The organism is Flavobacterium sinopsychrotolerans, from assembly GCF_900110375.1.
Lineage (GTDB): Bacteria > Bacteroidota > Bacteroidia > Flavobacteriales > Flavobacteriaceae > Flavobacterium > Flavobacterium sinopsychrotolerans.
The window spans coordinates 613,018-633,955 of sequence record NZ_FODN01000001.1 but is presented as its reverse complement, the minus strand read 5'-3'; the positions used below and the strand labels follow the sequence as shown (position 1 = coordinate 633,955).

The window sequence follows — 20,938 nt, the reverse complement described above, 5'->3', positions numbered from 1 at the left end:
GTTTTCTAAGCACTCCCTTTTGTAAACCAATAATACATAAAATAATAGGGTGCTATTTCAAGAGTGCAAAGATATAAAATAAAATAAAACAACTTACCGAATATTAAATTTTGATAATTTTTTATTGAAATAGAATAAGTTAACATATTGATTGCTAGAATTATAACTATAATTAATGCTGGGATATTTCTTGAAATGGAGTCATAATAGAACAAAATAATATTGATTGGCAGTATCAATAATCCAATATAGGTTCTATAAGTGACTTTTTGAAGGTTAAACTGATCCATAAATTCTTCAATATTGAAAGATGTGGCAATTATTTTTTCTATTAGATATTTAGATAAAATAAAGAAAATAAGGAACGTAAATATTTGGATGTACAGCACCCAATCTGTTTTTGAGGCATGACCAAAATAACTCAGCGAAATCTGAATGAAAAAGGCAAGGGAAATAATCTGTACAAAAAATAAAGAGATGGTAAAGCCGCTTTTTAAATGGCTGTTATCTCTATAAACTTTAGTGTATTTGTTTGAAAAAATTAGATTAGCAAAATCACCAAATCGATTTTCAAAAATAGATTTGGTAATCGCAATAATAGCAAACGACAGAACAAAAAGAGCGGTCGCCCAGTCTTTGTTCTCAGTTATTCGGGGATGAAGTATAGTTTCGATCATAACGATGCAAAATTACTAATTTTTCCATGATTCTTTTTATTATAATTTTATTAAGGATGAAATGGCATAAAAAGTTTACTTTTGCGGTGAAATTAGTCGAAAATATGAATGATTGTATTGTTATAATTCCTACCTATAACGAAATTGAAAATATAGAAAGCATTATTCGATCGGTGCTTTCGCAACATAAACCTTTTCATGTTCTTATTATTGATGATAATTCACCCGATCACACTGCTGATAAGGTCGTTTTACTTCAGTCTGAATTTGAGGGTCGATTGTTTTTGGAAAAAAGGGATAAAAAATCAGGTTTAGGAACAGCTTATGTTCATGGATTCAGATGGGCGTTGCAACATAAATATGATTTTATTTTTGAAATGGATGCTGATTTTTCCCATAACCCCAACGATTTAGAAAAATTATACACCGCCTGTCATTTTGGTGATGCTGATTTAGCGATTGGCTCCCGTTATGTCACTGGTGTAAATGTGGTAAACTGGCCGTTAAGTCGCGTTCTGATGTCGTATTTTGCATCGGTTTATGTGCGAATGATTACGGGAATGAAAATTCATGATGCCACAGCGGGATTCGTCTGTTACAAAAGAAAAGTTTTAGAAGAGATCAATTTAGATAAAATAAAATTTGTTGGTTACGCTTTCCAAATTGAAATGAAATACAGAACGTATTGTAAAAAGTTTCAAATTACGGAGGTTCCAATTATTTTTACCGACCGGACAAAAGGGCAATCCAAGATGAGTAATTCAATAATAGTTGAAGCCGTTTTTGGAGTTATTGCGCTTAGATTAAAAAGATTATTCAACACATTATAAGAAAAAGATACGATGAACAGGGTTTTAATTAAGAATGCCAAAATAGTAAATGAAGGGGTAATTTTTGAAGGCGATGTATTAATTGAGAATGACTTAATTGTTGAAATTTCAGAAAGTATCAGTGCTAAATCATCCGATTGCAAAATTATCGACGCCGAAGGAAATTATTTAATGCCCGGTGCTATTGATGATCAAGTACATTTCAGAGAACCAGGACTCACGCACAAAGGTGATATTGAATCCGAATCCAGAGCAGCAGTTGCAGGCGGAATCACTTCCTACATAGAACAACCCAACACGGTTCCAAATGCGGTTACCCAAGAAATATTAGAGCAAAAATATGAATTGGCTGCACAGAAATCGTATGCGAATTATTCGTTTATGATGGGCGCTACCAACGATAATTTGGAGGAAGTTTTAAAAACAAATCCGAAGAATGTTGCCGGAATCAAAATATTCTTAGGTTCCTCAACCGGAAATATGTTGGTGGATAACGAAGCAACACTAGAAAAAATATTTTCCAGTACGCCCATGCTTATTGCGGTGCATTGCGAGGATGAAACTACAATACAAAACAATTTAGCGAAATATAAAGAAGAGTTTGGAGAGGATGTTCCCGTTACCGTGCATCACCTGATCCGAAGCGAGGAAGCGTGTTATATTTCGTCTTCCAAAGCGGTTGCTTTGGCTAAAAAAACAGGTGCTCGCTTGCATGTTTTTCATCTTTCGACGGCCAAAGAAATGGATTTGTTTACCAATAAAATTCCTTTGGAAGACAAGAAAATCACTGCCGAAGTCTGTGTGCATCATTTGTGGTTTACCAATGATGATTATGCTACTAAAGGCAATCTTATAAAATGGAATCCAGCTGTAAAAACAGCTAATGATAGAAAAGTGCTTTGGGAAGCCTTGCTTGATGACCGAATTGATGTGATTGCTACAGATCACGCCCCACACACTTTAGAAGAGAAAAAACAATCCTATTTGAATGCGCCCTCCGGCGGTCCACTGGTTCAACATGCTGTCGTGGCTATGTTTGAAGCGCACCACCAAGGGAAAATAAGCGTGGAGAAAATTGTGGAGAAAATGTGTCATAATCCGGCTAAAATCTTCAAAATTGAAAAACGTGGTTTTATCAAAGAAGGCTATTATGCGGATTTGGTTATCGTGAATTCAGGTTTGCCTTGGAGTGTAAAAAAAGAAAATATTTTAGCTAAATGTGGTTGGTCTCCATTTGAAGGTTTTACTTTTAAATCCAGAATCACCCATACTTTTGTCAACGGGCAATTAGTATATACTGCTTTTAAAGTAAAAGATATTCGTGCCGGAAAACGTTTATTATTCGAAAGATAAAATTTTATAAATGAGAAAAATCATAACACTTTTAATGACCATAACACTGTTTGTAAGCTGTAAAGAAGAAGTAGTGAATAAGCCTGAACGACTTATAGAGAAGGATGTTATGGTTGATATTATGTATGATTTATCTATTTTGGAAGCGATCAAATATCAAAACCCAACTTCCTTGGATACCTTTAAAATAAATCCAAGAGACTTTATTTATAAAAAATATAAAATTGACAGTCTTCAGTTTGCCAAAAGTAATGTGTATTACGCGTCAGATTATGAAGACTACAAATTGATGTTTGAACAAATTACAAAACGATTGGATGCCAATAAAAAAAGCACCGATTCATTAGTAAACTTGAAAAAAAAGAAAAAGAAACCGGTTCTTCAAAACAATAAAAAACCAGCTACGGTTGTCGGCGATACCACAAAATTGAAATAAATCTCCTGCAGTTTTAAAGTTTTGAAATCTCTTTTATGTAGTGGTGAATGTCTGTGAAATCAGTTACCAAGAAGTCTTTAATCTTCTGATTTGAATAATTATTTACCGAGTAGGAAGCTCTTGCAGTGGCTTGCGATAATTTTCTCTTTTGTTGAAAAACAGTTGAAGCAATCCAATCCAATCTCCAGAGCATTTCCATAAAAAAGGGTTTTGCGTGAATTTCAGGTCGTTGAACACCCAGTGCATCTGCCATCGCGTTCAGAATGTCACGGAAAACACTATTTTCTGCAATCAAAGTAAAGCGTTCGTTTTTGATTTCGCTTTTCATCAATTGATGCGCCATTCGAACAACATCAGCAACGGCAACAAATCCGGTGAAACCCAACGTGTAAAATTTCAATCCATTTTTTACTTTCGTAAAAAGTTGTCCACTTCCTTGCTCTCTAAAACCGGGTCCGAGAATAACGCCAGGATTTACAATTATTACCTCTAAACCTTCTTGTTGTCCGCGCCAGATTTCCATTTCGGCGCCATATTTAGAAATAGCATAATCATTATGTGGCTTCTCCGGATTCCATTCAGTTTCTTCGGTAATGAATTTTTCATGAGGCAGTAAATCGCCCAAAGTGGCAATGGAACTTACAAAACACATTTTTTTTATTTCATAAGCAATGCAAAAATTCACAATATTTGCTGTGCCTTCAATATTTGTTTTTCGCAATATATCTTCATCTTTTGGATCAAAAGAAATTAATGCGGCGCAATGATACACGGTATCAATATTTTGAAAGGCGATTTCTAATGAAGGAACTTCGGTAATGTCAGCTTGCATCCATTCGATTTGGTCGAATAGGGATTCTTTTTTATAGGTAGCGAAGAGCGATTTAGTTTTCTCTATTGAAGTTACACTTCGATAAATGGCACGTACTTTTTCACCATTATCAATTAAATGAAGCACTAAATGTGCGCCTACTAAACCGGTTCCTCCTGTGACTAAAATCATGCTACGAAAATACGAATAATTTTTTTCGAATAACCTATTAAACAAATAACCTAATCCGCAATAAATTTTATCTTTGTGCACACGAAGCCTAAAAGGCTGAATTGACGAAAGTAAATTGATTAAAAAGATGAAGAATTTTATTGAAGAAGTAACTTGGAGAGGAATGCTCCACGATGTTATGCCCGGCACAGAAGAACATTTGATGGAACAAATGCGTGTGGCGTATGTGGGAATTGACCCAACTGCCGATTCATTGCATATAGGACATTTAGTTGGCGTGATGTTATTGAAACATTTTCAGCTATCAGGACATAAACCATTAGCGTTAGTTGGCGGTGCAACAGGAATGATTGGTGATCCATCCGGAAAATCAAATGAAAGAAATTTATTGGACGAAGCGACTTTGCGTCACAATCAAGAAGCTATAAAAGGTCAATTGGCTCGTTTCCTAGATTTTACTTCTAATTCGGCTAATGCAGCAGAATTAGTGAATAATTACGACTGGATGAAGAACTTTTCTTTTCTGGATTTTATTCGTGATGTAGGGAAGCATATTACGGTAAATTATATGATGGCAAAAGATTCTGTGAAGAAACGTTTGTCTTCTGAAGCTGCCGAAGGAATGTCATTCACGGAGTTTACCTACCAATTGGTTCAAGGATATGACTTTTTGCATTTGTACAGAGAAAAGAATTGTACGTTGCAAATGGGTGGAAGTGACCAATGGGGAAATATCACAACAGGAACCGAATTAGTGCGTAGAATTGCCAGTGGAAAAGCGTATGCGTTGACTTGTCCGTTAATTACAAAAGCGGATGGAACCAAATTTGGAAAGTCAGAAGGTGGAAATATTTGGTTGGATTCGGCCAGAACTTCTCCGTATAAATTTTACCAATATTGGTTGAATACTTCCGATGTTGATGCGGAAAAATATATTAAGATTTTTACTTTTTTATCGAAGGAAGAAATCGAAGTTTTAACCGAAAAGCATAGAGAAGCACCACATTTACGTTTGTTACAAAAACGTTTGGCCGAAGAAATTACGGTAATGGTACATTCAGCGGAAGATTTAGAAAATGCAATAAAAGCATCGAATATTTTGTTCGGGAATTCGACTTCGGATGATTTGAAACAACTAGATGAAGCGACTTTTTTAGATGTTTTTGATGGTGTCCCTCAAGCGGAAATCAGCAGAAACGAAATTGAAGCGGGAATCAATATTGTTGACGTTTTAAATGAAAAAACAGGATTTTTAAAATCGAATGGTGAAGCAAGACGCGCTTTGACAGCTAATTCTATTTCAGTGAATAGAGAAAAAGTTGCCGAGGAATTTGTGCTTTCGACCAAAGATTTAATCAACAATCAATTTGTATTGTTGCAAAGTGGAAAGAAAAACTATTTTGTGGTGAGAGTGGTTTAAATAACCATCAAATTACAACCTCGAATATCAGAATTATCAAAACGTCCCAATACCTCGAAAGAGTTGTTGGGATTTTTTTTGCCCAAATCCTGCGTAGCAATAAACGAACAGGAATTGATATTAGCCAAATCAATCACGTTGATTCCGCCTGTTTTTCCGTCTGCAATATAGGTTAAAGCATCTTCTGTATCGCGAACGAGGATTTGTATCCAAGAAGGGCATTCAAATACGCCGTTTCCTAAAGAATACGCTTGTGAAAGTAATTCCGTCATTCCGTATTCAGAATGTATGGCTGAAACTCCAAAACCTTTACACAATTGTTCGTGTAATTCTTCCCGAATCATTTCTTTGCGCTTGCCTTTCATACCTCCGGTTTCCATGATAATGGTATGTTGCAATTGAAATTGATGCTGCTCAATCAAGTCCAGTAATGCAAATGTCACTCCAATCAGGATTACATTCTGACCTGCTTCATCTAAAGCGATAAGCTTAGTAATCAGTTCGTCGTGATTGTGTAGATAAAAACCACTTTCAGGATGATTGGAAAGTTCAATTAAATCCTTAACCATGTAAATTAAGGAAGAGCCTTCTCTTTCCAGATAGGAGGGAAGTAAAGCTAAAACAACATAATCTTCGATATTGCCATAAAATTCAGAAAATCCTTTGTGGTAGCTTTCTTCATATAAAGTAACATCCGTAACCAGATGTTTGCTGGTTATCATTCCGGTTGTACCGCTACTGGTGAAGGTTTCCTGAATGGGATTGGTATTCGAAACCACCTGATGACTCTTAAAAAACTGAATAGGTAAAAATGGAATCTGTTGTAGCGATTTTACTTTGTGAGGATCTGTTTTTAAAAAATTGCAAAATTCCTGATAGACCAAGTTGTTTTCGTATTGGAAACGAAACACTTTCAAGGCAATTTTTTCAAACTGTTTTTGACTGGAAATGGCAAATATATCGGAAGCTGTGATCAAGAATTTTTTTTGCAAAAGTAATCAAAAATTTAAAGGCAAACCAATAACCGAATTGGATTAATAGGAAGCCCGCTAGTGGTTCAATTGCAAGAAGTCACAAAAAAAGCCCCAATTGCAATTGGAGCTTTTATGATGTATTTTTGAAATTATCGGATGATTAATTTTCTGGTCGCTGATGCTTCTTTTTCATTAATTTTTATGATATAAACACCAGAAGAGAGATTAGAAACATTTAGTTCTTTTGAACTCATAACAGTTTGAAGTACTTTTTTTCCTAAAACATCAAAGATAATTATTTCTTTATCCAAGTCGTTTTTTGTAGAAATGTAGACTTTGCCATTACTCACAGGGTTCGGGTACAAGCTTAAACCTTCTATAGTGGCGGTTTCTTGTGTTCTTGGTTGTTGCTTAGTTTCCTGAGCAGTAACGCTTAGAGAAAATAAAAGAACCAATAAAGTAATAATATAAAAGTAGTTTTTTGCCATCAGATTATTTTGAATAGTAAATATACAAAATATATTTCAAAAAGCATACCAAAAAAACCTATCCAAATGATTGAATAGGTTTTTTAAATAAAAGTCCATAATCGGACCTATACTGGGTAATGGAATTCTATTTTTTTAATAAATCCAATCCGTCAATAATTGACCATGATCCAGAAGTAAGTGCAGCACCAGTTGTCGTTGTACTTAAAGAGTAATTTCCAACTGGAAATGTAACGGTGAAAGCCGTTCCTACTCCAGCAAACTGAGAAGTACCATCATTAATTTTTACATTTGATAATTTTATCTTCCCACCTGAAACCTGATTGGTATTTGTAGCTGCATCTTGAATTCTAACAGCAGTTGAACCTGCAGTTGTGTATCCAGAAATTAGAACATTCGAGAATTCTCCATTTCCTTCTTTTTTGAATTGAATAGCATCATATTCAGCAGCTGAAGATCCTCCTTCAGTAACAGTTCCAGTACCTCTTGTTAAAGTAATATTAGTAACTTTTGGTCCAAATGCATTATTTACTGATTTTGCTTCAATCTCCATCCCATAGTTTCCTGTACCAACTTGGTAAGCATACCAATTTGTGTTTTCTTGACCTCTCCAACCATCTTGCCAGTCAAAAGAGTCATCAAAATTACCATAAGAGACAAGATTTTTAGCACTTACTGTACCTCCGTAAAATTCAAATCCATCGTCAGCACCTTTGTAAGCAACTAAGTTTTCTAAAACAGTTCCAGATCCTACTGAGTAAAATGAAAATCCATTTAATTCACTAGTGTTATCAGTAAGCTTTTTTCCAGCATATTCTACACGTACGTATTTTAATGAACCGCCATTGTGTGTAGTGTTTGCGCCACCGTATGGCAAGTTGTTTCCGTCTTCAGATGTAGCAGTAGTAACACCATTAGCACCTACTATAGGAGCATCTCCAAACATAATAATTCCACCCCATGAACCTGCAGTTTTAGAAGCTTCTGTAAATACAATTGGTAATGCAGCAGTACCATTTAAGAAAAGTTTTCCTCCGTTTTCCACTAATAAAGCATCAGCTGTTCCATCAGCAAGTGTTGCTGTAATAGTCGAACCTGCATCGATGGTTAAAGACCCTCCGTTTTTAATTTTCACTGTTCCTTGTATTGTGTAATTCCCTAATGGATACGTTTTTGCTGTTGTTATATCACCTGAAATAGTTCCTGTAGGTATTGGTTGCGTTGTGATTTCCTCGTTATCAGAAGAACAACTTCCTAAAAATAAAGCTACCATTGATAAGCTTAAGACTAATTTTTTCATTTTGTTACTGTTTGTTTGTTGTGATTATTTTTAACAAATTTACTTTCATAGCTTTTAATGGAGGTTAAGTCAATATTATAATACCATTGCTAAAATTTGAACTTAAAGTAAATTTTATGTAAAGACTGTTAGGTTATTGTGATTAATAAAAAAAGGCTGTCATTTTTTGACAGCCTCGTTTTTTAAAAAGTATATGATAAATTAAGTGAGAATCCTCGTCCTCTTTTGAAACTCTCCAATAATAGGGAATTTTCATTTATGATAAATTTATTGTCCTTGCCCAATTCCATTTTATATAATGGATTTAAAAGATTATCAACGGCAAATTTAAGATCAATATTTTTGCTGATTTTACTAGACCATACAAAGTCTAATTTGTGAAACGGTTTTTCATAGATATTATCCATACCCGCTGATCCTACAGCAAAAATTCTTGGACCATATACGCCATATACTAATGAAATGGAGTTTTTCATAATTTCATTAAATTCAAAATCATATTTCAAATCTGAATTGATGATCCATTCTGAAGCTCCTTGTAATTTTCTACTGGAGTTGTTCTCTAATGAACTACCTCCAAAATTTACTTTTACATCGGTTTTCATTAATGAAGTGTTCATTCCAAAAGAGAAATCTGATAATACTGGAGATAAACGTTCTAATTGCAATAGCAATTCAATTTCTGCGCCATATAAAAAAGCTTCTTTAGAATTTTGATACGTCATCAATTGTCCACTACCGCCTGCTCCAGCAATAAAAACTCTTTCAATAGGATTTTGGATTTGTTTTGCAAATAACCCTGCCGCAATGATTTCGTTGTTTTTTGGAAACAATTCATACTTCATGTCGAAGTTGAAATTATCACTATTTTTTAAGTTTGGATTACCCAATATCGATTTTCCATCTGGACTTACATATTGAATAGGTAATAATTCCATTGTAACAGGTCTGGTAATTGTTTTAGAACCATTAAAACGCAAATTACTGCTTTCTGTTAACGCATATTTTGCATTAATCGAGGGTAATACATCTAATTTTTGGTCTTTAATCTTTTGGTATGGTCCATTGATAATTTGACCAATACTTCTGTAATGAATTAATCGGTCTGAATTTTCGACTCTAATTCCTCCATTGATTTCAAATTTGTCACCAATGTTATAAAGTAAGCTAACATAGCCTGCGTTAACTAATTGATTCAATTTTACTTTATAATCAGCATTTGATTCTTCACGAACAGCTATGATTCCATTATTGATGTCATCAACAATAAATTGATCAATAGTATTCAAAGGTGCTGTGTAGTTTTTGTTGACAGAACGTAATCCTGAGAAAATACGGTAAGTAGATCTTAAGTCATTTTCGAAAACATTATATCCTACAGTTATGCGATTGGATTTTCCGTTTTCTTTCTCATTAAACTTAAAATTATACTCTAATAAGCCTGAGAAATAGTAATTTCCTTTGATGTCTAAATACTGTCTGTTCAGATGATTTCCACCATAAGAAGTATTGATTTCAGTTTCAGAAATTTTTTCGCCAATAATAAATTTACGATCCGGTTGCTCATAAGCAGTTTTTACAAAAGAGCCACCTACTTTAAGCGAATGTTTTTCATCCGAAGTTAGTTTTACATTTCCTAAAAGTTGTGTATTCAAATAATCAGATTGATCGAATTGATTTGTTCTAATTAAAATGTTAGGATTAGTAGATTGATTGTTCGTATACCCTAATTGATCCTGAATCTTGCTATCAGTGGAACGTAGGTAAAACGAGTTTAATCCGATGTCAAAACGTTTAGCTTTATAATTTATTCCAATTAAAGCGGAAGCTGTCGTTTGGTAGCTATAGCTTTCTTTGTTCAAGTTGTTATCGTAATCTCCAGCTCCTAAAATAAAAGTACGGTCTACACCCTTACGGATTACATATTTATTATCTGCATTCAACGAAAGTGTATAATTTAACTTTGCATCATTGTTTAAAGTAAATTTTTCGGCATGTATAAAACCAATACTGGTATTTAATGGGCTTGAAGTTTTATCTACATTCCAAGTATTGTTTTTGTAAGCATCATTATATCCAGTAGGAGTTAATTTTTTACCCGTTGGAACATTTCCAAATTCATTACTTAACTGACGGTCTTGACCATTCAGTCCCAAAAAGCCTTTGCTGTTGTTTGCATCACTATGAATTAAAAAGTCAGAACCATTATTTGCAGTAGTAAAACTAGTGCCAATGTTAATTTTAGTAATGCTTTTTGATTGTACAGTTTCAATATTTACAGTAGCTCCGGCAAAATCTCCAGAAATATTAGGATTAAAAGTTTTGTAAACATTTAAAACTCCTACTATATCCGTTGGGAAAAGATCTAGTGGAATTATTTTGGTGAACGGACTATTTGAAGGTGCTTGCAGATCATTTATTAAAAGATTATTATATCTGTCCTCAAGTCCCCTTACAAATAAACCCCTAGATTCTACTTTAGAGATTCCGGTAATTTTTGTTAAACCTTCTTCAACATCGCTAACTCCTTTACGAGCCATTTCCTGTGCTCCAATACTTTGTTTGAAGACAACTGCATTTTTTTGGTCTAATAAAAGGGCCGTTTCCTTTTCTCGATTTGGGGCAGTTGCTTTAATTACCACATCTTCTAGTTTGTAGCTTCCGGAACCTAACGTTTTGTTTATAGTTATAGTTTCATTTGCAACTACCGTTACAGGAACTTCTATAGATTCATATCCTACAAAACTAAACTGCAAAGTATAATTTCCAGGAAGTATCGTTATCGCATATTTACCATCAATATCAGTATTGGTTCCTATATTAGTTCCTTTAATAAGAACGTTAGCAAATGGTAAGGATTGATTATTAGCATCTTTGTCTGTTAACATTCCAGTAACGGTTCCTTTGTTCTGTGAAAAAGAAATGGCTGTTATTAATAACGTGAAAAATAGTAACTTGAATTTCATTTGTTTTAATTTTTTTGCAAAGTAACGTCCGAAATGTAAAATGTAAGTTACTGACTTGTTATGGTTATGTTTTGTTTTAGGACTCAAAACGAACCTAATATTAAATTACGGTTAACAGCTTTTCAATACCCCTTTTATTATTACATTTACAATTCAAAAACAATTTTTGGCGCTTTATGAAGAAAAAACACACGAAGATTTTATTAGTAGACGACGAACCGGATATCCTAGAAATTGTGGGGTATAACCTGTCTCAAGAGGGGTATCAAATCTTTACAGCGGCAAATGGGAAAGAAGCTATAGCCAAAGCTAAAAAAGAAATCCCAGACCTTATTATAATGGATGTTATGATGCCGGAAATGGATGGAATGGAAGCTTGCGAGAATATTAGAAAAATTCCAGAACTTAGTAATGTAATTATAACTTTCCTGACGGCCAGAAGTGAGGATTACTCTCAAGTTGCCGGTTTTGATGCAGGTGCGGATGATTATATTACAAAGCCCATCAAACCTAAATTATTAGTCAGCAAAGTAAAAGCCTTGCTGCGTAGATTAAATGAAAAAGAGCAAAACAGTGAAACCCTTAATGTAGGCGGTATCGAAATCAATCGGGAAGAATACAAAATTGTTAAAGATAATATCGAAATTGCATTACCCAGAAAAGAGTTTGAATTGTTTTATCTTTTGGCTTCAAAACCAGGGAAAGTATTCAAGCGCGATGAAATTCTGGATAAAGTTTGGGGTAATGAAGTGGTTGTTGGAGGCAGAACGATTGATGTGCATATCAGAAAATTACGAGAAAAAATTGGAGAAGAATTATTCAAAACAATAAAAGGAGTAGGGTATAAGTTTGAAGTATAAATGACAATAAATTTTAAAAAAACATATCGCTTTGCCGTAAAGTCGGCGCTTTATATTACCCTTTTTTCTACCGGACTAGTTGGTTATCTGACCTGCTTATTTTTTTCTTTTTCCTATCAGTTTTGCTTAATTTTTGCCTTTTCAATAGCTACCTTTTCATTTATAGTAATCCAGTATCGGGTAGAGCGTTTCATTTATAAAAAAGTAAAAAAAATATACGATGATGTTTCTTTATTAGAGTCAAGTACTTTTAGAAACCAGCCTATAACAACGGATATGGCAACACTTACCCGTGAAGTGAAGAAGTTTGCGACCGACAAAAAGTTAGAAATTGAAACCTTAAAAGTCCGGGAAGAATACCGGAGAGAGTTTCTTGGAAATGTCTCCCATGAACTTAAAACACCTCTTTTTACGGTTCAAGGCTATCTGTCTACCTTACTCGATGGAGCGATGAATGATAAAACAATCCGAAAAAAATATTTAGAACGTGCTGAAAAAGGTGTGGAAAGACTGATTTATATAGTACAGGATTTAGATATGATTTCCAAACTCGAAATTGGAGATCTAAATTTAGAGATTGCTGAATTTGACATCGTTAAGCTGGTACAAAATGTTTTTGATCTGCTAGAAATGAAAGCCTCTAAAAAAGACATTTTATTGATGTTTGATATGAAATACAATAGGCCTGTTATGGTGGTTGGGGATAAGGAAAAAATCCAACAAGTAGTAATGAATTTGATTGTCAACTCTATTAAATACGGAAAATTAAAAGGTTCTACAGAAGTTAGTATTGAAGATTTAACGGACGAAAAAGTCATCGTCCGAATTACGGATAATGGCGAAGGAATTGAGAAAAAAAATATTTCGAGACTTTTTGAACGTTTTTACAGAGTGGACAAAAGTGGAGCAAGAACTGAAGGTGGTTCAGGTTTGGGATTGTCCATTGTGAAACATATTATTGAAGCTCATGATGAGAAAATTTATGTAAATAGTAAATTCGGAATTGGGTCTGAATTTTCTTTTACACTTGAAAAGGCAAATAGAACCAGTAAATAATATATAGATTCAAAATGTAATTTTAAAGTTATATATTTTAAAAATGTTATAAATGTTAAAGTTTGGAATAAAAAAAGTACATTTGTAATGATCTAAAAAACAAATAGTTATATAAAATTTATAACAATTTGTTAACATTAGTTTTTTATTTAACACTTGCGTAATGTTTAGTTAACATTGCGCAATCATCTTTGGTGTACTAAACAAACAACATTTAATCGTGAAAAAAGCATTATTAATTATTGCAAGTATATTTGTAGTAAATCAAGTATCTGCACAAATTACACCTGCTGTAGAAACTTCTACGAATAAACAGGAGCTGACTAAATCCATAATCCATGTTTTGGATTCTATCAAGAAAGTTAATGAAGCCCAAGAAAAAACTAAGGAAAAAAAAGAACAATGGTATGATAAAATTGGCATAAGAGGTTATGTTCAAGTGCGATACAATGGGTTGTTTTCTTCCAACGACAAAGTGTCCTGTGATCAATGTGATAAGTCTTGGGGGACAACATCAACAGCAGAAGATGCAAAATCGAATAATGGCCTTTTTTTAAGACGGGCTCGCATTGTATTTTCAGGACAAATTCATCCTAATGTCTATTTTTATATTCAGCCAGATTTTGCAAGTTCTCCGTCATCTGGGGTTAATAATTTTGCTCAAATCAGAGATGCTTATTTTGATTTGTCATTTGATGTAAAGAAAGAGTATCGAATTAGAATTGGACAAAGTAAAATCCCCTTTGGATTCGAAAACTTGCAATCTAGTCAAAATCGATTGGTTTTGGATCGTAACGATGCTTTGAATAGTGCGGTGGTAAACGAAAGAGATTTAGGAGCATTTTTTTATTGGGCTCCAAGTAAAATTAGAGAGCGTTTTGCTATGCTGATCAAAGATGGGTATAAAGGGTCTGGAGATTATGGAGTATTTGGGTTTGGAGTATATAATGGACAAACAGCAAATAAGTCAGAAGCAAACAGGGACTTGCATGTTGTGACAAGAATAAGTTATCCTTTTGAAATTGGTAGTCAAATTATAGAGCCCGGCATACAAGCATATACCGGAAAATGGGCTTTTACCAATGAGCTTTCTACAGGAGTAACTACTCCAAATAAGCAATATACAACAGATCAAAGGATTGCGGCTTCTTTCGTGCTTTATCCTAAACCATTTGGAGTTCAAACAGAATACAATATCGGTAAGGGGCCCCGCTATAATAAAACTACCAATACAGTTGAGGTTTCTAATCTGGAGGGTGGTTATATCACTTTAAATTACAAATGGGATTTGCCTAAAAACCAATACATTTATCCTTTTGCCAAATTCCAGTATTATGATGGTGGAAAGAAATTTGAGAAAGATGCCAGGAGTTATGTTGTAAGAGATTATGAGTTGGGAGTAGAATGGCAGCCTATCAAGGCATTTGAGTTAGTGGCAGAATGGGTTATTGCTGATAGAACATTCGAAGATAGCGCCCTTCCAAATAACAGGCAACGAGGAAATTTATTGCGCTTACAAGCACAATTCAACTTTTAATAAATTGTTATCATTCATTTTTGACGGATTAAATAATTATTAAAATTAATATAATAATAAAGATAGTATAATGCTGGCTTAACATACTGTTAATATAAGGTGTATACTTTTGTACAAATTTATAAATAAACAAAAGATGACTATAAAAACTAAATTATTCTTAATCTTACCTTTAATTGGTATGTTAAGTTGTGGTAAAGCAAAAAATGAAGAAAAAGGATCAGAAGATAAAGCATCGTCTGTGTCTGTTACAATAAAGGGAAGTGATACTGTTTTGCCACTAGCACAGAAAGAGGCTGAGGAAATGATGAAAACTAATCCAGAGGTCAGTGTTACTATCGTAGGAGGAGGAACAGGAGTTGGTGTAACTGCTCTTCTGGACGGAACTACGGATATCGCAATGGCTTCAAGAGAGTTGAAAACAGAAGAAAAATTAAAATTTTCTGAAGCAAAAAAAGAAATTGAAACAGTAACTATTGCTTTTGATGCTTTAGCGATTATTGTTAATCCTGCTAATAAAGTAGGACAATTAACACGTGAGCAATTAGAAAAAATTTATACAGGACAAATCAAAAACTGGAAAGAAGTAGGTGGAGAAGATGCTAAAATTGTCGCCTATTCCAGAGAATCTTCCTCAGGAACCTATGAGTTCTTTAAAGAAGAAGTAATGGATAAGAAAAATTATGCATCTGATATCTTGAGTATGCCAGCTACTGGAGCTATTGTTCAGGCGGTAAGTCAAACAAAAGGAGCTATCGGATATGTTGGACTGGCTTATGAAACTAAAGAAGTGAAACAACTTTCTGTTTCTTATGATCAAGGAAAGACTTTTGTTGCTCCAAGTGTAGCTTCTGCAAAAGATAAAAGCTATCCTATCTCCAGACCATTGTTCTATATTTTTGATAAAGCAAATGCTGCAAAAGTAAAAACAGTTGTTGATTATGCTTTGTCTCCTGAAGGTCAAAAGAATGTTTCTGAAGTAGGTTATGTACCGTTAAAATAATAATATTTATTCTTAAGTTAAAAAAGGCTGTCTGTTTAGGCAGCCTTTTTATTTGCTTCATTTTGAATAATATAGCTTTACTTAAGAATGATGAAAAATGATTTTCGTACTTTTATACTTAACTTTAAGTTAACGCAAGGTTAATGTATACAACACATTGGAAGCGTAACCCTAATGTACTTTTGTTGTTAAAATAAACTATAGCTTTGAGAACAAATTTTAAAAAAATAAAAGAGAAAATAATCGAAACTATATTAATGCTAAGCAGCGCTGCTACTAGTATTACTGTTGTTTTGATTGTTTTTTTTCTATTTATTGAAGGCGCCGGAGTTTTTTCCAAAAAGCCTATTGAAGAAGGTTTTTTGTTGGCAGTACACGCGTCTAATCCAATAAATAAATTAGAACCATCCCAAGTAAAAGATATTTTTGATCAAAAAATCACCAATTGGAAACAGTTGGGCGGAAAAAATGAACCCATCGTTTTATTTAGAACCGAGGATATTACCGAGTTTTATACGGAAGAGGAGTTAGGTGAAAATTTTGAATATTTCCCAGCGAAAATAGATGAGTATGTTTCTAAAACTCCTGGTGTAATTGCCTTTTTTTCAGATAAATACAAAGCAAAAGATTTTCATGGAAAAGAATTAGAAATTAATAAAATTAAAATCTTTGAATTTCTTTCCGGAGAAGAATGGTTTCCAACTGCTCAACCCATCGCACAAATGGGAGTTAAGGCATTAATTTACGGTACACTTTGGGTAAGTTTTGGCGCAATACTATTGGCATTACCCATTGGTTTGGCTGCAGCCATCTATTTGAGTGAAATAGCCAAAAAGCGAACGCGTAATATTTTGAAACCACTAATCGAATTATTAGCAGGAATTCCATCTGTTGTTTACGGTTTTTTTGGATTAGTTGTCATTGTACCTTTAATCCAAAGCGTTTTCGGTTTACCTGTTGGAGAAACAGGTTTAGCGGGAAGTATTGTTTTGGCGATTATGGCCTTGCCAACGATTATCACCATTTCCGAAGATGCAATGCGTACCACGCCACGCGCTATGAAAGAAGCTAGTTTAGCTTTGGGCGCGAGCCATTGGCAAACGATTTATAAAGTTGTGATTCCTTATTCGGCATCCGGTATAACAGCTGGAGCCATACTTGGAATTGGTCGTGCGATAGGTGAAACGATGGCTGTTTTAATGGTAACGGGAAATGCTGCCATAATGCCACATACACTTTTAGCGCCGCTAAGAACTATTCCTGCCACCATTGCTGCTGAATTAGGCGAAGCTGCAAATGGAGGATTGCATTATCAATCGTTGTTTGCTCTTGGATGTATTTTATTCCTGATTACGTTCTGCATCAATATGTTGGTTGAATTAGTTACCAACAGAGGATCTCATAAAAAACATTAAAAGATGACTAAAGAAATTCATTTAGCAAAACAAAAAAGAAGAAACCAAAAAATTGCTTTTGGACTGTTTCAACTCACCAGCTATGCCGTTGTGGGTCTTTTATTTGTAATTTTAGCTTTCATAGTAATAAAAGGAATTGGCGTTATCAGTTGGGAGTTTATTTCAGAAATGCCCAAAGAGGGGATGACAAAAGGAGGAATTTTCCCTGCAATAGTGGGAACCCTTTGTTTGGTTTTTGGAAGTATGATTTTTGCCTTTCCGGTAGGAGTTTTGGCAGCTATTTACATGAATGAATATGTAAAAGATGGTTGGATGAAGAAGATTATTAAACAAATGACAAATAACCTGGCCGGAGTTCCCTCAATCGTTTTTGGTCTTTTCGGGATGGCATTGTTTGTTAATAAACTGGAATTTGGAGATTCTCTTTTAGCAGGATCCTTAACCTTGGGATTATTAGTTTTGCCTGTGGTAATAAGAACTACCGAAGAATCATTAAAATCAGTTGATGATACTTTTAGACAAGCCAGTTTAGGTCTGGGAGCCAGTAAATGGCAAACTACCAGTAAAGTGGTTTTTCCTATTGCGTTTCCAAATATTATTACGGGATTAATTCTTTCCATAGGAAGGGTTTCAGGAGAAACAGCACCCATTTTATTTACCGTTGCGGCTTATTTCTTGCCCAAATTACCTACCTCAATTTTTGATCAAGCCATGGCGTTGCCGTATCATTTATACGTAATTTCAACCAGTGGAACCAATATAGAGGCATCGCGGGCAATGGCTTACGGAACGGCACTTATTTTAATTATAATCGTATTAATTTCTAATTTATTGGCGAATGCGCTTCGCAAATATTTTGGAAAAAAAGTAAAAATGAATTAGTATGCAAAAGATAGAATCAAAAGATATAAATTTTTATTACGGAGAAACTCAGGCATTGCATAATGTTTCGCTATCAATGAAAGAAAACTCAGTAACGGCTTTAATAGGACCGTCCGGTTGTGGGAAATCTACCTATTTGCGTTTACTGAATCGGATGAATGATTTGATTGATAACACAAAAATGACAGGTTCAATTTTGATTGACGGTCAGGATATTTATGAAAAAAACACCAATGTAGATGATTTACGAAAAAATGTTGGGATGGTATTTCAAAAACCAAATCCATTTCCGAAATCTATTTTTGAGAATGTTGCTTATGGCTTAAAAGTAAACGGAATTACCGATAAAAAGACAATCGAAGAACGCGTGATTACTTCTATCGAGCAAGTTGCGCTTTGGGGAGAAGTGAAAGACAAATTAAAGAAATCGGCTTTTGAACTTTCGGGAGGACAACAACAACGTTTGTGTATTGCGCGAGCCTTGGCAATCCAACCTTCTATATTGTTAATGGATGAACCGACTTCAGCTTTGGACCCCATTTCTACTTCCAAAATTGAAGAACTTATTTATGAATTGAAAAAACAATATACAATCGTTATAGTAACACATAATATGCAACAAGCTGGTCGTGTGAGTGATACAACTGCTTTTTTCTATATGGGAGAATTGATTGAATATGACAAAACAAAAACTATATTTACAAAACCGTCACAAAAACAAACGGAAGATTACATAACAGGTAGATTTGGATAATATTGATTTTGATTTGTATTCAGAATGGTTTAATTTTAAATCTTGAAATCTTGAAAAAAATGGCGTTACACATAGAAACAGAATTAGGGAAGCTTAAGAATATCATAATAAAAATAGGTGATTTAGCCGAAAATCAGGTGGCTGAGGCTGTCAAAGTATTACTTTCGGAGCCTGTTACAGAAGGTAAAGAAGTTAAAAAAACAGAAAATAAGATTGATAAATTGGATGTAAAAATTGATGAAATTTGTCAAAGCATTTTTGCATTACATCAACCTGTAGCTTCTGATCTACGATTCATTATGTCGGCAATGCAAATCAGCAACGAGATAGAAAGGATAGGTGATCTGGCGATAAGTATCATAAAAAAGTCTAAAAACATTAAAGATAAACATGATTTAATTGTTAAGTTTTCTATTGCTGATATCGCCAAACAAGTGGAGTCAATTACAATAAAAACAAACGAATGTTTTTTAACTCGTAATGAAAGTACGATTGGCGAAATTTTTATTTTGAATAATAGAATAAAAAATGAATGTGATGAAGCCATTCATAACATTATAAATGAAATGAAGTCTAATTCTAAGACGGTTGTTTCTGGAACAAATCTTGTAATTGTTTTAAAACATTTAGAACGTATTTCTGAACATTGTACAAATATTGCAGAATATGTTTATTTTATGATTAACGCCAAAATTATCAAACACGAAAAATTTGGCAGTACAAAATTTGAAGATTAATTCAATACAGATAAGCTATAATTGCCCTGTATATTTTTATAAAAAACACTAATTAGATACTTTAAAGAGTATAGTAATTAGTGTTTTTTATTGGAAAATAAATCTTAATCACAGCGCTTGTTTATTTTTAGTATGATACCAGAGTAATCGTTACTGCTTCTCAAAAACTTGAAATAATGCTTTCCAGTCTACCGAGGTGTCTAATCTGGGTAATCCTTTATAGTTTTTTATTTTTTCAATGTCTTTAATCCTGAAATCATCTTGTGATGCGTAAGGTGCAAGACCTTCTTTTTCTAGTTTTTTAGCCAAATATTCCTGTTCGTACTGGCCTGGAGTCGGAATAAAAAATGCTTTTTTTCTTAATTGTGCAAGATCCATTATTGTAGTGTAACCGGAACGACAAAGGACCATTTCACTTTCGTTAAAAGCCAGTTCTAGTTCTGTTGAATTCATGAAGTTGTAATAGGTCACATGTTCTTTTACAACAGTTTTCTGTTCAGATTCTATATTTCCTTCAATAAAAATCACATTTCCTTTGAATTGAACTATTTCTTTCTTCAAATGATGTTCCAATATTCCCCGTTGAGGTTCAGGACCGGAGAGAATGACCAATAAGTCATATTTTTTTGGGACTAATTTTTTCTCTAATCGGCTTATAGGACCAATGTATTTGATTTTGATATTTGGATCATTTATATGCCCTAGTTTCCCAGTTAGATTTAGAGTTCCGGCGAGATCTGGAACCCAACATTCCGTATATTTCTTTATGATATATTGATGCGCTTTAGTAGTTATCCAAGTGGTATTTCCAGTCATTACATTAAGTTGATGGGTGATAAAGACAGACGGCACTTTCTTGCTAATAACGCCTAATCTATTGTCTGAAATAATGCCGTCTATTGCATATTTTTCAATCCAATTTTTGATTGTTTTTTTTTCTTCCAAAATAGCTCGAACCATTTTGGGACCATTTTGTATCAATTTCCATTTAAAATTGGCGCCATTTTTAGCATATTCTATTTGGTAAGAGGGAAGTTCGAGTGTTTGTATATTAGGGAATTCTTTTTTTAGTAATGCCAATGCAATCCCATCGGATGCAATTATAGGAGTATAATTATTTTCTAATAACGCTTTAACGATTGGAATGCATCGGGTAGCGTGACCTAAGCCCCAATTTAATGGTGCAATTAATATAGTCTTTTGTTTCGATTTCAAATCCATGTGCGATAAATAGGTTTGTTATTTTT

General features: G+C 33.9%; 19 protein-coding genes. 12 read left to right on the top strand and 7 right to left on the bottom strand.

Features of this window, described 5'->3' with window-relative positions; translation table 11 throughout:
- Positions 1-5 precede the first annotated feature (5 nt).
- Positions 6-677 (bottom strand): DUF4271 domain-containing protein, encoded by a 672-nt coding sequence (locus BMX64_RS02845; RefSeq protein WP_091166126.1) that lies wholly within the window; start codon positions 675-677, stop codon positions 6-8.
- A gap of 104 nt (positions 678-781) precedes the next feature.
- On the opposite strand from BMX64_RS02845, the gene BMX64_RS02840 reads away from it, so the two are divergent.
- From BMX64_RS02840 to BMX64_RS02830, 3 genes are read left to right on the top strand one after another with little or no spacing between them, the layout of a single operon-like run.
- Entirely contained in the window at positions 782-1,507 is a 726-nt protein-coding gene (locus BMX64_RS02840; protein WP_091166536.1) for a polyprenol monophosphomannose synthase, read from the top strand.
- 12 nt (positions 1,508-1,519) lie between these two features.
- Entirely contained in the window at positions 1,520-2,860 is a 1,341-nt protein-coding gene (locus tag BMX64_RS02835; RefSeq protein ID WP_091166122.1) for a dihydroorotase, read from the top strand.
- 10 nt (positions 2,861-2,870) lie between these two features.
- Positions 2,871-3,296: a DUF4296 domain-containing protein gene (locus BMX64_RS02830; protein WP_091166119.1), complete on the top strand. Its 426-nt coding sequence runs from the start codon at positions 2,871-2,873 to the stop codon at positions 3,294-3,296.
- A gap of 13 nt (positions 3,297-3,309) precedes the next feature.
- On the opposite strand, the gene BMX64_RS02825 is transcribed toward BMX64_RS02830, so the two are convergent.
- Entirely contained in the window at positions 3,310-4,299 is a 990-nt protein-coding gene (locus BMX64_RS02825) for an NAD-dependent epimerase/dehydratase family protein (protein WP_091166117.1), read from the bottom strand.
- Between the two features lie 127 nt (positions 4,300-4,426).
- On the opposite strand from BMX64_RS02825, the gene tyrS reads away from it, so the two are divergent.
- Positions 4,427-5,719, top strand: a complete 1,293-nt coding sequence (tyrS, locus tag BMX64_RS02820; protein ID WP_091166114.1) for a tyrosine--tRNA ligase — start codon at positions 4,427-4,429, stop codon at positions 5,717-5,719.
- On the opposite strand, the gene BMX64_RS02815 is transcribed toward tyrS, so the two are convergent.
- The 4 genes from BMX64_RS02815 to BMX64_RS02800 all read right to left on the bottom strand — a co-directional run bounded on the left by BMX64_RS02815 (position 5,716) and on the right by BMX64_RS02800 (position 11,447).
- On the bottom strand, positions 5,716-6,696 hold the full coding sequence (locus BMX64_RS02815) for a LuxE/PaaK family acyltransferase (protein ID WP_091166535.1): 981 nt from the start codon (positions 6,694-6,696) through the stop codon (positions 5,716-5,718). The genes tyrS and BMX64_RS02815 overlap by 4 nt on opposite strands.
- Positions 6,697-6,842: 146 nt before the next feature.
- A complete protein-coding gene (locus tag BMX64_RS02810) occupies positions 6,843-7,181 on the bottom strand; it encodes a T9SS type A sorting domain-containing protein (RefSeq protein WP_091166110.1) in 339 nt (112 codons plus the stop codon).
- A gap of 127 nt (positions 7,182-7,308) precedes the next feature.
- Complete coding sequence (locus BMX64_RS02805; RefSeq protein WP_091166108.1) at positions 7,309-8,481, bottom strand: hypothetical protein; 1,173 nt, start codon at positions 8,479-8,481, stop codon at positions 7,309-7,311.
- 182 nt (positions 8,482-8,663) lie between these two features.
- Complete coding sequence (locus tag BMX64_RS02800; RefSeq protein WP_091166105.1) at positions 8,664-11,447, bottom strand: TonB-dependent receptor; 2,784 nt, start codon at positions 11,445-11,447, stop codon at positions 8,664-8,666.
- A gap of 176 nt (positions 11,448-11,623) precedes the next feature.
- Between BMX64_RS02800 and BMX64_RS02795 the strand changes: the two genes are divergently transcribed.
- The 8 genes from BMX64_RS02795 to phoU all read left to right on the top strand — a co-directional run bounded on the left by BMX64_RS02795 (position 11,624) and on the right by phoU (position 19,691).
- A complete protein-coding gene (locus BMX64_RS02795; protein WP_091166102.1) occupies positions 11,624-12,307 on the top strand; it encodes a response regulator transcription factor in 684 nt (227 codons plus the stop codon).
- Positions 12,308-13,363 (top strand): sensor histidine kinase, encoded by a 1,056-nt coding sequence (locus BMX64_RS02790; RefSeq protein ID WP_091166099.1) that lies wholly within the window; start codon positions 12,308-12,310, stop codon positions 13,361-13,363.
- Between the two features lie 280 nt (positions 13,364-13,643).
- Positions 13,644-14,900, top strand: a complete 1,257-nt coding sequence (locus BMX64_RS02785; protein ID WP_396180368.1) for a porin — start codon at positions 13,644-13,646, stop codon at positions 14,898-14,900.
- A 136-nt stretch (positions 14,901-15,036) separates the two neighbouring features.
- A complete protein-coding gene (locus BMX64_RS02780; protein WP_091166096.1) occupies positions 15,037-15,903 on the top strand; it encodes a phosphate ABC transporter substrate-binding protein in 867 nt (288 codons plus the stop codon).
- Positions 15,904-16,109: 206 nt separating this feature from the next.
- Positions 16,110-17,318 carry a phosphate ABC transporter permease subunit PstC gene (pstC, locus tag BMX64_RS02775; RefSeq protein ID WP_244273208.1) on the top strand — a complete coding sequence of 403 codons (1,209 nt, stop codon included), beginning with the start codon at positions 16,110-16,112 and terminating at the stop codon, positions 17,316-17,318.
- A gap of 3 nt (positions 17,319-17,321) precedes the next feature.
- Entirely contained in the window at positions 17,322-18,200 is an 879-nt protein-coding gene (pstA, locus tag BMX64_RS02770; RefSeq protein ID WP_091166094.1) for a phosphate ABC transporter permease PstA, read from the top strand.
- A gap of 1 nt (position 18,201) precedes the next feature.
- Entirely contained in the window at positions 18,202-18,954 is a 753-nt protein-coding gene (gene pstB / locus BMX64_RS02765; protein ID WP_091166091.1) for a phosphate ABC transporter ATP-binding protein PstB, read from the top strand.
- 59 nt (positions 18,955-19,013) lie between these two features.
- Positions 19,014-19,691 (top strand): phosphate signaling complex protein PhoU, encoded by a 678-nt coding sequence (phoU, locus tag BMX64_RS02760; protein WP_091166532.1) that lies wholly within the window; start codon positions 19,014-19,016, stop codon positions 19,689-19,691.
- A gap of 150 nt (positions 19,692-19,841) precedes the next feature.
- Here the strand turns inward: phoU and BMX64_RS02755 are convergent, their stop codons facing one another.
- Entirely contained in the window at positions 19,842-20,912 is a 1,071-nt protein-coding gene (locus tag BMX64_RS02755; protein ID WP_091166088.1) for a glycosyltransferase, read from the bottom strand.
- Positions 20,913-20,938 lie beyond the last annotated feature (26 nt).